Origin of the sequence: Streptomyces sp. NPDC060209 (genome assembly GCF_042728155.1) — a bacterium.
Lineage (GTDB): Bacteria > Actinomycetota > Actinomycetes > Streptomycetales > Streptomycetaceae > Streptomyces.
In genome coordinates, this window is record NZ_JBHWZS010000236.1 from 1 (window position 1) to 13,404 (window position 13,404).

Consider the following 13,404-nt stretch of genomic DNA (forward strand, 5'->3'; position numbering starts at 1 on the left):
CACGCCGAGGGGGCGGGGGCACCGATGGGTCGTGGCTGCCCGGACGTCATGCCCGGGCCGGCCGGCTCAGCTCTCGTCCGGCGCCAGCGTCAGCGAGATCGAGTTGATGCAGTAACGCTGGTCCGTGGGCGTCGCATAGCCCTCGCCCTCGAAGACGTGCCCCAGGTGCGAGCCGCAGCGGGCACAGCGCACCTCGGTGCGCGCCATCCCGAGGGTGTTGTCCTGGAGCAGCTCGACCGCGTCGGTGTCCTTCGGGTCGAAGAACGACGGCCAGCCGCAGTGCGACTCGAATTTGGTGTCGGAGCGGAACAGCTCCGCACCGCAGGCACGGCAGGAGTAGACGCCCGCCGTCTTGGTGTCGGTGTACTCACCCACGAAAGCGGGCTCGGTGCCGGCCTTGCGCAGCACCGCGTACTCGGCCGGCGTCAGCTCCGCCCGCCATTGCTCGTCCGGCTTCTCGACGTCGTACGACACGGTGGCTCCCTCAGCTCGACAGGTGGTCCAGGATCTGCGGGCCGAGGTCGGTGACATCGCCCGCTCCCATGGTGAGAACCAGATCGCCGGGCTTCGCCATTCCCGCGACGGCGGCGGGTACCGCCGCCTTGTCGTGGACGGCCGTGACATCGGCGCCCGCGGCCTTCGCGGCGTCGATGATCAGTGCGCTCGTGACGCCCGGGACCGGGTCCTCCCTGGCCGGGTAGATGTCCAGGACCAGCGAGGCGTCGGCGAGGGCGAGTGCCTGGCCCATCTCCGTGCCGAGCTCCTGGGTACGGGAGAAGAGGTGGGGCTGGAAGACCACCAGGAGGCGGGAACCGGTCGCCGCACCCCGCATGGCCTCCAGGTCGGCGGTCATCTCCGTGGGGTGGTGCGCGTACGAGTCGATGACCTGGACGCCGGCCGCCTCGCCCTTGAGCTGGAGGCGGCGCTTGACCCCGGTGTACTTGCCGATCGCGGAGGCCAGGTTGTGCGCCGGGATGCCGAGCGCGACACCGGCGGCGAGCGCGGCGACCGCGTTGTGCGCGTAGTGGCGGCCGGGCACGGACACCGTGAAGGTGAGGTACTTCCCGTTGAGGACGACCGTGACCTCGCTGGTCAGTCCGCGCGGGGTGACCTTGTGCACGCGGACGTCCGCGTCCTCTGACTCGCCGTAGGTGACGACGGTGAGGGAGGAGAGCTCGCGGGCCCGCCGGGTCAGTTCGACCGCGCCGGGCTGGTCGGCGGCGATGACCAGCGTGCCGCCGGGTACGACCTTGCCGACGAAGGTCTCGAAGGACTCGTAGATCTCGTCCATCGACGCGTAGTTCGCGTGGTGGTCCAGCTCGACGTTGAGGACGATCGCGACCTCGGGGGCGTACTTCTGGAAGCTCCGGTCGCTCTCGTCGGCCTCGGCGACGAAGATGTCACCGCCGCCGTGCGTGGCGTTGGTGCCGGGGCCCTCCAGGTCGCCGCCGATGGCGTACGAGGGGTCGAGGGCCAGCTCGGACAGGGCGACGGCGAGCATCGAGGTGGTGGTGGTCTTGCCGTGCGTACCGGCGACCGCGATGGAGCGCAGGCCCTCCATCAGGGAGGCCAGCGCGTCGGAGCGGTGCACGACGGGGATGTCCAGCTCGGCGGCGCGGACCCGCTCGGGGTTGTCGGCGCGGATGGCGCTGGAGACGACGACCGAGGTCGCGTCGTCGGCCAGGTGCCCGGCGGCGTGCCCGATGTGGACGGTCGCCCCCAGCGCGCGCAGGGCGTCGGCGGTGGCGGACTCCCTGGCGTCGCTGCCCGCCACCTTCGCGCCGCGCTGGGCGAGGATCTTCGCGATGCCCGACATTCCGGCGCCGCCGATGCCGATGAAGTGCGGCCGTTCCAGAGCGGCAGGAATACCGGGTGCCATACGTGTCTCTCCCGAGGTGTGGACGTGGGGTCGGTCCGCCCCAGCCTATTCGCTGTGCGCGAAGAGCTTGAGCACCGGTACGCCGACCTTGTGACGGGCCCGGGACGCCCAGTCGCGGTGGAAGAACTCCTCGACGTAGTGCGGCGCGGTCAGCACGATGACCTCGTCGGCCCCCGAGTCGTCGACCACGGTCTTCAGCTTGTCCAGGGGATGGTCCTCGACCACCTGTCCGACGGCCTCCGAGCCCGCCTCCCGCAGCTCCCGGAGTGAGTACTCCAGCGCCATCTCGGCGGGCTCCCTGGCCTCCTTGCCCTCCGGCTGCTCCCCTTCACGGACGGCTTCCCGGAGTTCGCCGATCGCCACGTCGTCGATAGCGCGCAGCAGCACATCGGCCTGGTCGCTGCGGGGCTGCATCAGTACGACGAACGAGATCCGCTCCTCACCGTGGAGGGTGGTGACGAATTCCACGTCCTCGGGGGTGAGGGGCTTCTCGATCATCAAAACGCTTGTGAACACGACAGGCGCCCTTCCGCTTCATCTCGTCGGCCGCGGGGACGGCCGCTGTTGCTGAAACCATCCTTCCCCGCAATTGCACGGGGGTAGCAGGACTAAGTGTGCCCACCCGGAGCTAACCGGAACGGGTAATTCCGCTATATGTCAGATCTTCCCGTACCGAGTGAAGAGGAATCCTGCCTCCTCCAGGAGCGAGACGAGGGAGAAACGTTCCGGCACAGGGATGGCGGGCCCGCCCGCGATGCGCTGCGCGTCCCCGGCGGTGAGCAGCGGGGACAGGGTCAGGCAGAGCTCGTCCAGCACCCCGGCCGCCACGAACTGACCGAGCAGACGCGGCCCGCCCTCGGTGAGGAGCCGGGTGTGGCCGCGCGCGGCCAGTTCCGCCACCGCACGGGCCGGCTCGACAGCGGCGCCGTCCCCGGCGAACAGCACCTCGGCCCCCGCCTCCCGGGCCGCGTGGACCCGGTCCGACGGCGCCGCCGCTCCGGTGATCACGAAGGTCGGGACCAGCGGCGAGACGAAGAGCGGGAGCGAGAAGTCCAGGTCCAGGCTCGCGCTGACGACCGCGATGGCCGCGGCGGGCCCCTGCCCCGCCGCCTCGCGCCGGGCGGCGAAGGCGTCACGCGCCCGCGCGGGCCGGTAACCCTCCAGGCGCACGGTCTCGGCGCCGACGACGACCGCGTCGGCCAGGCCGCGCAGCGTGCCGAAGATCCGCATGTCGGTGGGGCACGAGATGCCCTGGGAGCGGCCGTCGTGCTGGGCGGCGCCGTCCAGGGTGGAGACCATGTTGGCGCGGAGCCGGGGACGCCCGTCGCCGGGATATGCGTAGGCGTCGGCCAGCTCATCGAGTGTCCACTCGCGGTCGGCGGCGGCATCGGCTGGGGTGGTCGGGTCCGTCACGGGGAGCAGGCGTCGCATGCTCCGCAGTCTGGCATGGCGCCGAAGGCCTTCCGGGAGAGGCCTTAAGGTGGAGAGTTGTGTCGTCCTCCACAGCCGTGCCGGGGCAGAGCCCCATAGCCGAAACGGCCCCGCAGTCCCTGTGCGCCCTCGAACCGCGCGTCCCCGCCGACCGGCTGGTCGCGGAGATGGTGCCGCCGCCGCGCTTCGACTCGGTGCGCTTCGATACGTACGTGCCCGACCCGAACCAGCCGAGCCAGACCGAGGCGGTCCGCGTCCTCAGCTCCTTCGCGGCCGGGCTCGGCGGGGCACACGCCACGGGATCGGCCAAGCGCAGGTGGTTCGGCAAGAAGCCCGCCGCGCCCGCCGGACCCCGCGGTGTCTATCTCGACGGCGGGTACGGCGTCGGCAAGACGCACCTGCTGGCCTCTCTCTGGCACGCGACCCCGGCCGCGCCCTCGCTCAAGGCCTTCGGCACCTTCGTCGAGCTGACGAACCTGGTCGGGGCGCTGGGCTTCCAGCAGACCGTGCAGACCCTCGGCGGGCACCGACTGCTCTGCATCGACGAATTCGAGCTGGACGACCCGGGCGACACCGTCCTGGTGTCGTCCCTGCTCAGCAGGCTCGTCGAGGCGGGCGTCGCGCTGGCCGCCACGTCGAACACGCTGCCCGGCAAGCTCGGAGAGGGCCGCTTCGCGGCCGTGGACTTCCTCCGCGAGATCCAGGGCCTGTCCTCGCACTTCCGGCCGCTGCGGATCGACGGCGAGGACTACCGCCACCGAGGACTGCCCGAGGCGCCGCCGCCGTACTCCGACGATCAGGTCACCAGGGCCGCGTACGCGACCGCCGGTGCGTCCCTGGACGATTTCCCGGCCCTGCTCGACCATCTCGCCCGGGTCCATCCGAGCCGGTACGGCGCGCTGACGGACGGGATCACGGCGGTCTGCCTCACCGATGTGCAGCCGGTGCCCGACCAGTCGACGGCACTGCGCCTGGTGGTGCTCGCGGACCGGCTGTACGACCGTGAGATCCCGGTGCTCGCCTCCGGTCTTCCCTTCGACCGGCTGTTCAGCGACGAGATGCTGAACGGCGGGTACCGGAAGAAGTACTTCCGGGCCATCTCGCGGCTGACGGCACTGGCGCGTGACGCAAAGGGACTGGTGGCGCAGTAGGTTCGGGGGCGAAGGGCGTACGGGTGCCGGAAGGTGCCGCGTACGTCCGTATGACCGCGCACACCTTTTGAAGGGATCCAGCATGGCTACCACGCGTCAGGCGCACACGGTCTGGGAAGGCAACCTGCTCGAGGGCAAGGGCGTTGTCACCCTCGACTCCTCCGGGATCGGGGAGTACCCCGTCTCCTGGCCGTCCCGCGCGGAGAAGGCGAACGGCAAGACCAGCCCCGAGGAGCTCATCGCGGCGGCGCACTCCAGCTGCTTCTCGATGGCTCTGTCCAACGGCCTGGCCACGGCGGGCACCCCGCCGACCCGGCTGAACACCCAGGCCGAGGTCACCTTCCAGCCCGGCACCGGCATCACCGGCATCCACCTCACGGTGGAGGGCGAGGTTCCGGGTCTGGACGAGGCGGGCTTCGTGAAGGCCGCCGAGGACGCCAAGGCGAACTGCCCGGTCAGCCAGGCGCTCACGGGCACCACCATCACGCTCACCGCGTCGCTGGCCTGATCCCACCGGTCCCTGGGGCGTCGTCAGCCCCGGGGACACATGGGGCACCGTGACCCGCATGGTTCCCGTGCGCCACCGACGCGTGGTACACACATGCGGGTCACTTCACCTGTCCGCCAACAGGGAGTTGCCTCATGTCATCCGCACCTCGACGACTCGCAACACGACGACAGGTCCTGGCCGGCAGCGCCGCGACCGCCGCCTCGGTCGCTTTCACCGGGGCCTTCACCGAACTCTTCTCCGGCACCGCCGACGCCCGGGGCCACAGCGGCTACGGTCCTCTCGTGCCGGACCCCGACGGCCTGCTCGATCTGCCGAAAGGTTTCCGCTACCGGGTGCTCTCCCGGGAGGGCGACCCGCTCCGCTCGGGCGAGGGCCAGGTCCCGAGCAACCACGACGGCATGGCCGCCTTCACGGGCCGGAACGGCCGGGTCCATCTCGTGCGCAACCACGAGAACCGCGTCACCGGCAAGATCGGTGTCCCCACGGTCGAGGGCCTCACCTACGACCCGATGGGCAAGGGCGGCTGTACGTCGCTCGAACTCGACGGCCGCGGCAACGTACGCGGCGAGCGTGTCGCCATCGCCGGTACGGCAGTCAACTGCGCGGGGGGCCCCACCCCGTGGAACACCTGGCTCACCTGCGAGGAGACCGAGGACAAGGCCGGCACCAACGGCTACACGAAGGACCACGGCTTCATCTTCGAGGTGGACGGCGCCGATCCGCGCCGCACCGGGGCGGTTCCCCTGACCGCGATGGGCCGCTTCCAGCACGAGGCCATCGCGGTCGACCCGCGGAACGGCATCGTGTACGAGACGGAGGACGCGTTCGAGAAGCCGTTCGGGCTCTTCTACCGCTTCCTCCCCGAGAAGCCGCTCGGCGGGACGGGCTCCCTGCGGGCCGGCGGCGCGCTCGAGGCGATGCGGGTACCCGGGGTACCCGATCTCTCCCTGATCCAGGAGACGGGTGCGACCTTCGACCGGATCGAGTGGGTACCCGTACCGGACCCGCAGGCCGCACAGACGCCGATCCGGCTGCAGGACTTCGGGCCGAAGGGCATCACGCACGCCCAGAAACTGGAGGGCTGCTACTGGGGCGGTTCGTCGGTGTACTTCGTCTCCAGCTTCGCGCACAGCTCGGAGGGGTCGGCCGCCGACCACTTCGGCCAGGTGTGGCGGTACGAACCGAAGCGGCGTCGGCTCACCCTGGTCATCGTCTTCGGCCCGGACACCGACATCCAGCTGCCGGGCGAGTCCCCGGACAACATCTGCCTCGCCGCCGGGGGCGGGCTGATGGTCTGCGAGGACGGGGGCGGCGCTCAGCACGTGCTCGGCGTGACGCGGCGCGGCGAGGTCTACGCGATGGCACGCGGGCGGCAGAACATCGGGACGGCCGAGGAACCCGAGTGGGGCGAGTTCGCGGGCGTCACGTTCTCGCCGGACGGCGGGACGATGTTCGTGAACTGCTACACACCGGGAACGACGTTCGCGGTGACCGGCCCCTGGCGCTGACCGCAGGACGAGCAGACGGGTGATCCGGCCGTCCGGCAACCGGGCGGCCGGAGCGCCGAGGGATGATCCGATCAACCATCAGCTAGCGTCCCTCGGTGATCAAATCTGTTCGTACGATGATCGTGCTGACTGTTCTGGGTGGAGTGCTCGCCGGTTGCGGAAGCCCCGAGGCCACCCGCGCCAGGACCGCCGCACGTCCGACGCCCTCCGAGGAACCCTCGGCGACGCCGACGTCCCCGCGGGCGCCGGAGAGCGGTCCGCCCGTACAGGCTCCGGGCCCCGGCGGTCTCACGCCGGTCTTCGAACGACGAGCCGACGGCTCCGCCGCGCGGAACGGGGCAGCCGCTGCCGACAAGGTCGTGGCGCTCACCTTCGACGCGGACATGACGGCGGATCAAGGACCGCGTGCCGCTGCCGGCGAGCGCTTCGACAACCCCGCCCTGATCGCGTCGCTCCGCCGGCTGAAGGTCCCGTCGACGGTCTTCATGACCGGCAGGTGGGCGCAGGAGTATCCGGCCCAGGCCCGCTCGATCGGCACCGATCCCCTGTTCGAGATCGCCAACCACTCGTTCAGCCACTACGCCTTCTCCTCCCCCTGCTACGGGCTGCCGACCGTCGAGAAGGAAGACATGCGGGGCGATGTGGAACGGGCCTTCACCGCGATCCGGGAGACGGGTGCGCGCCATGTCGTGCCGTACTTCCGCTTCCCCGGCGGCTGCTACGACGACGCGTCGCTGAAGGCCCTGGCCCCGACCGGGGTGACAGCGGTCCAGTGGGACGTGGTCAGCGGTGACGCCTTCGCCACGGACGCGGACGCGGTGGCCGAGCAGGTGCTGGCGGGGGTGGAACCGGGGTCGCTGGTCGTCATGCACTGCACCCGCAGCGCGGCGCCCGTCACCGACGAGGCCCTGCGCCGGATCGTCCCGGAGCTGCGCGGGCGCGGCTACCGGTTCGTCAAGGTCTCCGAGCTGATGCGCGACTGAACACACCCCGCCCGCGCGTCAGCCGGAACAGGCGGTGCGTCCCGCCTCCTGCCAGGCGCAGACCGGGCAGAGCGTGCTGCCCTTCGTCGACTCCGGGTATTCGGTCGGCTTCCGGCACAGCACGCACTCGGCGTACGGCGGACCCGCGTCCTCGGGTGCGGGGGCCGGCGCGGGCGTCTCGCAGTACGCATCGTCCATGCCCACGAGCGTACTCACTCGCGCAGAGCGGCGATCCGGGACGTGAGGGCTCCCGCCGCGACGGCGACGACGACGGCTCCGGCCAGGGGCAGGAACGGCACCCGCACCGTGCCCGTCAGCGAGCCGGAGACCAGGCCCGTCACCGCGGCCTTCGCGGGTGAGCCGTCGGTCACGAGGACGAGCAGCGCGCCGAGCACGGTCGCGGCGAGCGACCAGCCGTGGCGGTGCAGGACCGGCCGGGCGCAGAGCGCCCCGACCGCCGCTCCCAGCAGGGCACAGCACACCGCCGCGAGCAGTCCGGCGAGCGCCGCGGGCAGGAGCGGTACGGCGACGGTGTGGTCCGTGTTGACCGGTTCGCTGATCAGCAGCACGGCCCCGGCCCCCGCGCAGCCCAGGGCGAGTGCGCAGCCAAGGCCCGCGAGCAGCGAGGCGCGGTGGGCGCTCGACGGTCCGACGGCGGAGGCGGCGACGTTCCGGGCGGCGTGCGGCTCCTGGGTGACGCAGAGCCGCACGAGCCAGGCGGCTGTGGGGAGCAGCACCGCGGCGGCGTAACCGAGCGAGTCGAGCAGGGGCTGGCCCGCCCGGATGCCGATGCCCAGGACGGCCACGTACAGGAGGAGGGGCGCGAGCCAGCGCTGCGAGCGTGCCAGCAGCGCGGTCTGATAGCGCATCAGGGCTGTCGTGCCACGGAGCGGCCGACCGGTCGTGCGGGCCGGACGGGGCACCGTGTCCGGCGCTGGGGCGGTACCTCCCGGTCCGGGGTCGGGGGCCGGGCCGGGCAACAGGTCCACGGCCGTCCCGTCCGGGGTGCCGGGTGCGGTGGCCGGGACCGGCGCCGGAAGCCGTGAGAGCCCGGTGATGTGCCACGGCGGACGGGCCGTGATCAGGGCGCTGAGCAGGGGATCCGAGTACGCCGCGGTGGTCGTGAGCCGGATCGCGGCCGGGTTCCCGGTGTCCCGCTCCACCGCCGGCGCGCCCGGCAGCCCTGGCGGGAGGGCGGCGGACGCCACGCCTGTCGCCTCGATCCGGACGCGCGGGCCGGGATCGGCGGATGGATCCGTCGCCTCGGTGAGGGTCCGGTCGTGCAGCCGGTAGGTGACGTCGGCCGCCCCGGCGAGCCGCCTCGGGTCGTGGTCGACGAACACCACCGTGGCACCGTCGGCGACCCGCTCGGCGACGGCCCGGTCCAGCTCGTCGCGGGCCGCGGTGTCCAGTCCGGTCCATGCCTCGTCCAGGACGAGGAGGTCCGGCTCGGCGAGGAGCGCCTGGGCGACGGCGACCTTCTGGCTGGTGCCCTTGGAGAGCTCCGCGAGGGGTGTCCGGGCGTGCCTGTCAGCCCCGAACCTCGTCAGCCACTCCTGGGCCCGTGCGGCGGCCCCGGCGGTCGGGAGTCCATGGACGCGGCCCATGTGGACGAGGTAACCGGCGGCGGTGAAGGGCAGCGCCGCGGGGAAGCGCTCGGGGACGTACGCCGTGCGCGGCCGGCCCGTGACGCGCCCCTCGGTCGGCGCCTCGATGCCGGCGAGCAGCCGCAGCAGGGTCGACTTGCCCACGCCGTTGGCACCCTCGATCCGGACCAGGGTGTGCGCGGGCAGGTCGAGATCGAGCCCGCGCAGCACCCACGGGCCGCGTAGGCCGTACCGCCGGCCCACACCTCGCAGGATCAACTGGACGACGCCTTCTCCGGCTTGAGCTCGCTGGGACGTACGATCACGAACCCCTCGCCCTGGAGCATCAGCTGGACCGCCTCGCCGGACCCGCCGCGCACCATCGAGCCGAAGCTCTGCGAGCGGTGCAGCGAGGTGGAGAGCTGCGCGCTCCAGCCGACGACCGCGTCCGTGTCGACGTACACCGGCTGCTGCGCGGTGACGGGGATCACTATGGGTTGGCCGTCGCAGATCAGGCCGAGCTTGCCGAATCCGCTGAAGACGCTGTTGAAGAGGCCGCCACCGGTCATCCCGGCGCCCTTCACGGTCTTTATCTCGTAGGACAGGCTCGCGTCGAAACAGAGGACGTTGCGGCCGTTGATGGTCAGGACGTCGCCCTGCTCCATCTCCACGATGAAGCAGTTGGCCGCCTCGTGGGCGAACCACGCCTCACCCTGACCTGTGACCGCCATCAGGGCCAGACCCTCGCCGGTCACCGCGCGCTTGAGCATGCCGCCGATGCCCTGGCCCTTGCGTTCGAACTGGAGATTGCCCCGGAAGGCGATCATCGAGCCCTGGCGCGCGTGCATCTCGCCGTTGACGGCGTACTTGATGGATTTGGCGTTCTGCAGGGTCATGCCGGGGGCGGTGGCCGGCTGCGCCATGTGCTCGCTGGAAAAGAGGTCGCTCTTCATGCCGTGCATCCTCACCCGGAGCCTTCAGTTCCGCCAAGAACGGGTTGTCGGAGCGGCCTGGCAGACTGGGGGCGTGAGCAGCGACAGCATTCCTGAGCCCCTTCCCGCAGCACCGGAGGCCTCCGCCGACAGTCCGTTCCGTACGGAGCCGACGGCCCGCGACGACGCCCCGCAGTTCGTTCTGCCGCTGGTGGTGCACCTCGAGAAGACCGATCCCCCGGCACGCAACGACGCCCTGGTGACCGCCGCCCGCGCGGTGCTCACGATCCTCTCCGACGTCCGCTCGCTCGGCGAGGACGAGGTCGGCAGCGAGGGCGAGGGCGAGTGGGCACGGGCCGTGCGCGACTGGCAGGACGCCCGGATCCGCAAGGTGGTGCGGCGGGCACGCGGCGCGGAGTGGCGCAAGGCGTCCACGCTGCCCGGGATCACGGTCACGGGCGAGCACGCCGAGGTCCGGGTGTTCCCGCCGGTGCCCCTGGACGGCTGGCCCAAGGAGCTGTCCAAGCTCCAGGTGTCGGGCACGGACCTGGACGACCCCGAGGCCCCGGCCGCGCCCGATCCGGCGGGCCCCGTGCTCTGGATGAATCCGGACGTCGGCATGTCGGCGGGCAAGGCGATGGCGCAGGCCGGGCACGGCGCGCAGCTCGCCTGGTGGGAGCTCTCGGACACGGAGCGCAAGGCGTGGCGCGAGGCCGGGTTCCCGCTCTCCGTCGCCACCCCGGACCCCGGCCGCTGGCGCGAACTCACCGCGAGCGGGCTGCCGGTGGTGCGGGACGCCGGATTCACCGAGATCGCCCCGGGATCCTGCACGGTCGTCGCCGACCACCCCGGCCTGCGCCGCTGATCCGCCTCGCGCCGCGGTCCTCCGCCGCCCTCGGGGCCGGAGGACCGCGGCATCGCGGGTCGGTGTGTCAGGTCGTGATGGTGGCGAGGGGATCGAAGCCGTAGGTACGGGCGTATCCGTTCTCGGTGCCGACGAGAAGGTCGACGATCTCGAAGTAGCGGTCCCAGAACGGGGTTTCGCGCAGCGCGTCGATGAGGAGCTGGTAGGCCTCGTGGTCGTCGGCCTCCCAGACCCAGACGTCGGTGACGCGGGTGGAGTAGAACTCCGTGTCGTAGAAGCGTGACCGGACGCCGGTGGTCCTGGCCTTGATCGCGGGGACGACCTGGGTGGCGAAGGCGTTCACCCGCTCCTGGGGGGTCATGGCGAGCCACTCGGGCATCGTCTTGATGAGCATGAACGCGGTGACCGGCGGTGCGGTCTTCTCAGTGGTCATGTCAGTGGTCATGTCAGTGGTCATGTCATTGGTCATGGCGGTCGCCTCCGGAGTGGCGGATGGTTTTGGTGGGGTGGGCGGCTTGTGTCCCCGTGACGGGGTGATGCGTCTTTGGCGGTCCGTCATCGGGAGAGGACGGCGGGCTTGAGGGTCTGTGCGCACCACTGTTCGAAGGTGGTGGGAGAGGCGGTGCCCGGAGTGCGGGCGATGCCTGCGTCGAGACCCTCGTCCTTGGCCCGCTTCATGTCGACGACGCCCTGGGCGAACGCCTCGTCGAGGCCGTAGCCGACAAGGCCGGCGTACAGCTCTTCGAGCGGTTGGCGCTCGTAGCGGACCGGGCGGCCGAGCTGCTCGGTCATGATGCGGGCCAGGTCGTCGGGGGACAGGTCCTGCGGCCCGAGGACCGGGACGCTGTCGCTGCCGCTCCACGACCGCTCCAGCAGCAGGCCGGCGGCGGCGGCCGCGATGTCGGCGACGGCGACGAGGGGGGACCTGCGGTCGGCGGCGACGGTGTCGGTGAAGACGCCCTTCTCACGGATCGAGTCGGCCTCCTCCAGGATGTTCTCGAAGAAGGACGGGTTGGCCAGGGCCCGGTACGCGACGCCCGTGCCGGTGATGAGGTCGTCCATGGCGAGGGTCGCGGTGACGAGTCCCGCGCGGTCGGCGACCGGGGTTCCGCGGCCGAGCGCGGAGACGCCGACGACATGGCCGACGCCGTGGGCGGCGAGGGCCTTCGCGGCGGGGCGGGTGAAGCCGCAGTAGGCGTCCTCCGGGGTCAGGGAGGAGTCCGGGGGGACGAGCCAGAACACGGCGTCCGCACCCTCGAAGGCCCGGTCGACCACGTCGGCGTCGCCGTGCGAACCGGTGATCACCTCGACGCGTTCGCGCACCGTGGCGGGGAGCCGGGCGGGGTCGCGCACGATCACGCGCAGCGCCTCGTCGTGGGCGGGGGCGGACTCCAGGAGCAGGGGCAGCAGGTGGCGGCCGATGTTCCCGGTGGGAGCAGTGATGACGATCATTGGAACCTCATGGGTCGTGCCGGATCGGTACGTCCCTCATCCTGCGGAGACCCCTGGTGTTGCCACAATGGGAACTTCAGCACGGGATCATTGCCTGAAATGGAATCATGCCCATGAGCAGCACTCCAGAGCCTGTCATCGACGCCAATCTCGCCGTCGCGTTGGACGCCCTGCTGGCCGAGCAGAGCGTCACCCGCGCCGCCGCCCGCCTGCACACGTCCCCCGCCGCCATGAGCCGCACGCTCGCCCGCCTCCGGCGGGTCCTCCAGGACCCTCTTCTGGTCCGGGCCGGCCAGATCATGGTCCCCACTCCCCGCGCCCAGGCCCTGCGCGATGAGGCCGCAGCCGTGGTGCACCGCCTCGGAACGCTGCTCACGCCCGGCGCCGGCGTCGACCCCGCGGCCCTGCGCGGCACGTTCACCCTCCAGGCCGCCGACCTGGTCGGCGCGGCGCTCGCTCCCGGGCTCCTGCGGCTGGCCCGGCAGGAGGCGCCAGGGGTTTCGCTGCGGTTCCGGGCGGAGGACCTGGAAGCCGGGCCGGCCCTCCGCGACGGGCGGATCGACCTGGAGATCGGATCCATCGATCACGTCGACCCCGAGACCCAGGTCGAGGAACTGGCCACCGTCCGGATGGCGGCGGCCGTCCGGCCCGGCCACCCCCTCACGGAGGGGAACCTGACCCCGGAACGGCTCGCCGCCGCCGAACACGTCGTGGTCAGCCGCCGCGGCCGGTTCACCGGCCCCCTGGACACCGCCCTGGCCGAGCGGAACCTCCACCGCCGGGTCGTTGTCGTCCTCCCCGGCCACATGGCCGCGATGACCCTCGCGGCCCGCAGCGACGTGGTCTGCCTCGTCCCCACCGCAGCCCCGGGCGGCGCTCCCTCCCCCCTCAGCGACGCCGCCACCACGCTCGGCCTGTGCCTGCTCGACATCCCCCTGCCCCTGCCGCCACTGACCATCGGCATGGCATGGCACCCGCGGCACGCAGCCGACGGAGGCCACCACTGGCTCCGCGACGCCGTCCGCCGGACCCTTCGGGCACCCGGGAGCCCGGCCGCCCCTCTCTCAAGTCGCAGGAGAAGTAGCCATGAGCCGACTCGCCCAGAC

General features: G+C 71.8%; 15 protein-coding genes. 6 read left to right on the forward strand and 9 right to left on the reverse strand.

The window, feature by feature from the left end:
• Window positions 1-66: 66 nt before the first annotated feature.
• The 4 genes from msrB to ACFWFI_RS32140 form a co-directional block, all read right to left on the reverse strand.
• Window positions 67-474 carry a peptide-methionine (R)-S-oxide reductase MsrB gene (gene msrB, locus ACFWFI_RS32125; RefSeq protein WP_387397047.1) on the reverse strand — a complete coding sequence of 136 codons (408 nt, stop codon included), beginning with the start codon at window positions 472-474 and terminating at the stop codon, window positions 67-69.
• Between the two features lie 10 nt (window positions 475-484).
• Entirely contained in the window at window positions 485-1,879 is a 1,395-nt protein-coding gene (gene murC, locus ACFWFI_RS32130; RefSeq protein WP_387397050.1) for a UDP-N-acetylmuramate--L-alanine ligase, read from the reverse strand.
• Between the two features lie 45 nt (window positions 1,880-1,924).
• Window positions 1,925-2,377, reverse strand: a complete 453-nt coding sequence (locus ACFWFI_RS32135) for an indole-3-glycerol phosphate synthase (protein ID WP_327113235.1) — start codon at window positions 2,375-2,377, stop codon at window positions 1,925-1,927.
• 159 nt (window positions 2,378-2,536) lie between these two features.
• Entirely contained in the window at window positions 2,537-3,310 is a 774-nt protein-coding gene (locus ACFWFI_RS32140; protein ID WP_387397054.1) for a pyrimidine reductase family protein, read from the reverse strand.
• 59 nt (window positions 3,311-3,369) lie between these two features.
• Between ACFWFI_RS32140 and zapE the strand changes: the two genes are divergently transcribed.
• The 4 genes from zapE to ACFWFI_RS32160 all read left to right on the forward strand — a co-directional run bounded on the left by zapE (window position 3,370) and on the right by ACFWFI_RS32160 (window position 7,463).
• A complete protein-coding gene (gene zapE / locus ACFWFI_RS32145) occupies window positions 3,370-4,461 on the forward strand; it encodes a cell division protein ZapE (protein WP_387397057.1) in 1,092 nt (363 codons plus the stop codon).
• An 82-nt stretch (window positions 4,462-4,543) separates the two neighbouring features.
• Window positions 4,544-4,969 (forward strand): OsmC family protein, encoded by a 426-nt coding sequence (locus ACFWFI_RS32150; protein ID WP_015579261.1) that lies wholly within the window; start codon window positions 4,544-4,546, stop codon window positions 4,967-4,969.
• 134 nt (window positions 4,970-5,103) lie between these two features.
• Window positions 5,104-6,480 carry an alkaline phosphatase PhoX gene (locus ACFWFI_RS32155; RefSeq protein ID WP_387397059.1) on the forward strand — a complete coding sequence of 459 codons (1,377 nt, stop codon included), beginning with the start codon at window positions 5,104-5,106 and terminating at the stop codon, window positions 6,478-6,480.
• A gap of 116 nt (window positions 6,481-6,596) precedes the next feature.
• Window positions 6,597-7,463: a polysaccharide deacetylase family protein gene (locus ACFWFI_RS32160; RefSeq protein WP_387397076.1), complete on the forward strand. Its 867-nt coding sequence runs from the start codon at window positions 6,597-6,599 to the stop codon at window positions 7,461-7,463.
• Window positions 7,464-7,481: 18 nt separating this feature from the next.
• Here the strand turns inward: ACFWFI_RS32160 and ACFWFI_RS32165 are convergent, their stop codons facing one another.
• The 3 genes from ACFWFI_RS32165 to ACFWFI_RS32175 are packed head-to-tail and all read right to left on the reverse strand — an operon-like array spanning window position 7,482 to window position 10,002.
• Window positions 7,482-7,661 (reverse strand): hypothetical protein, encoded by a 180-nt coding sequence (locus tag ACFWFI_RS32165; RefSeq protein ID WP_387397061.1) that lies wholly within the window; start codon window positions 7,659-7,661, stop codon window positions 7,482-7,484.
• Window positions 7,662-7,675: 14 nt separating this feature from the next.
• The gene (locus ACFWFI_RS32170; protein WP_387397063.1) at window positions 7,676-9,313 is read right to left on the reverse strand and encodes an ATP-binding cassette domain-containing protein; all 1,638 of its coding nucleotides are present in this window, start codon (window positions 9,311-9,313) and stop codon (window positions 7,676-7,678) included.
• An 11-nt stretch (window positions 9,314-9,324) separates the two neighbouring features.
• Window positions 9,325-10,002: an AIM24 family protein gene (locus tag ACFWFI_RS32175; RefSeq protein ID WP_387397066.1), complete on the reverse strand. Its 678-nt coding sequence runs from the start codon at window positions 10,000-10,002 to the stop codon at window positions 9,325-9,327.
• Between the two features lie 73 nt (window positions 10,003-10,075).
• Here ACFWFI_RS32175 and ACFWFI_RS32180 point away from each other — a divergent pair, with 73 nt between their 5' ends.
• Window positions 10,076-10,846, forward strand: a complete 771-nt coding sequence (locus tag ACFWFI_RS32180) for an aminoacyl-tRNA hydrolase (RefSeq protein WP_387397069.1) — start codon at window positions 10,076-10,078, stop codon at window positions 10,844-10,846.
• Between the two features lie 67 nt (window positions 10,847-10,913).
• Here ACFWFI_RS32180 and ACFWFI_RS32185 read toward each other — a convergent pair whose 3' ends face one another.
• Both ACFWFI_RS32185 and ACFWFI_RS32190 read right to left on the reverse strand, forming a co-directional pair.
• Window positions 10,914-11,279, reverse strand: coding sequence for a darcynin family protein (locus tag ACFWFI_RS32185; RefSeq protein WP_387397071.1), 366 nt, complete (start codon window positions 11,277-11,279; stop codon window positions 10,914-10,916).
• Window positions 11,280-11,401: 122 nt separating this feature from the next.
• Window positions 11,402-12,298 carry an NAD(P)H-binding protein gene (locus tag ACFWFI_RS32190; RefSeq protein WP_387397073.1) on the reverse strand — a complete coding sequence of 299 codons (897 nt, stop codon included), beginning with the start codon at window positions 12,296-12,298 and terminating at the stop codon, window positions 11,402-11,404.
• Between the two features lie 113 nt (window positions 12,299-12,411).
• On the opposite strand from ACFWFI_RS32190, the gene ACFWFI_RS32195 reads away from it, so the two are divergent.
• On the forward strand, window positions 12,412-13,404 hold a 993-nt coding region (locus ACFWFI_RS32195; RefSeq protein WP_387397074.1), incomplete at its 3' end, for a LysR family transcriptional regulator.

Bases quoted from the DNA above. Each gene is read 5' to 3' on its own strand.
- murC (WP_387397050.1), bottom strand. From the start codon at position 1,879: ATGGCACCCGGTATTCCTGCCGCTCTGGAACGGCCGCACTTCATCGGC.
- ACFWFI_RS32135 (WP_327113235.1), bottom strand. From the start codon at position 2,377: ATGATCGAGAAGCCCCTCACCCCCGAGGACGTGGAATTCGTCACCACC.
- ACFWFI_RS32140 (WP_387397054.1), bottom strand. From the start codon at position 3,310: ATGCGACGCCTGCTCCCCGTGACGGACCCGACCACCCCAGCCGATGCC.
- ACFWFI_RS32150 (WP_015579261.1), top strand. From the start codon at position 4,544: ATGGCTACCACGCGTCAGGCGCACACGGTCTGGGAAGGCAACCTGCTC.
- ACFWFI_RS32155 (WP_387397059.1), top strand. From the start codon at position 5,104: ATGTCATCCGCACCTCGACGACTCGCAACACGACGACAGGTCCTGGCC.
- ACFWFI_RS32160 (WP_387397076.1), top strand. From the start codon at position 6,597: ATGATCGTGCTGACTGTTCTGGGTGGAGTGCTCGCCGGTTGCGGAAGC.
- ACFWFI_RS32165 (WP_387397061.1), bottom strand. From the start codon at position 7,661: ATGGACGATGCGTACTGCGAGACGCCCGCGCCGGCCCCCGCACCCGAG.
- ACFWFI_RS32175 (WP_387397066.1), bottom strand. From the start codon at position 10,002: ATGAAGAGCGACCTCTTTTCCAGCGAGCACATGGCGCAGCCGGCCACC.
- ACFWFI_RS32185 (WP_387397071.1), bottom strand. From the start codon at position 11,279: ATGACCACTGAGAAGACCGCACCGCCGGTCACCGCGTTCATGCTCATC.
- ACFWFI_RS32190 (WP_387397073.1), bottom strand. From the start codon at position 12,298: ATGATCGTCATCACTGCTCCCACCGGGAACATCGGCCGCCACCTGCTG.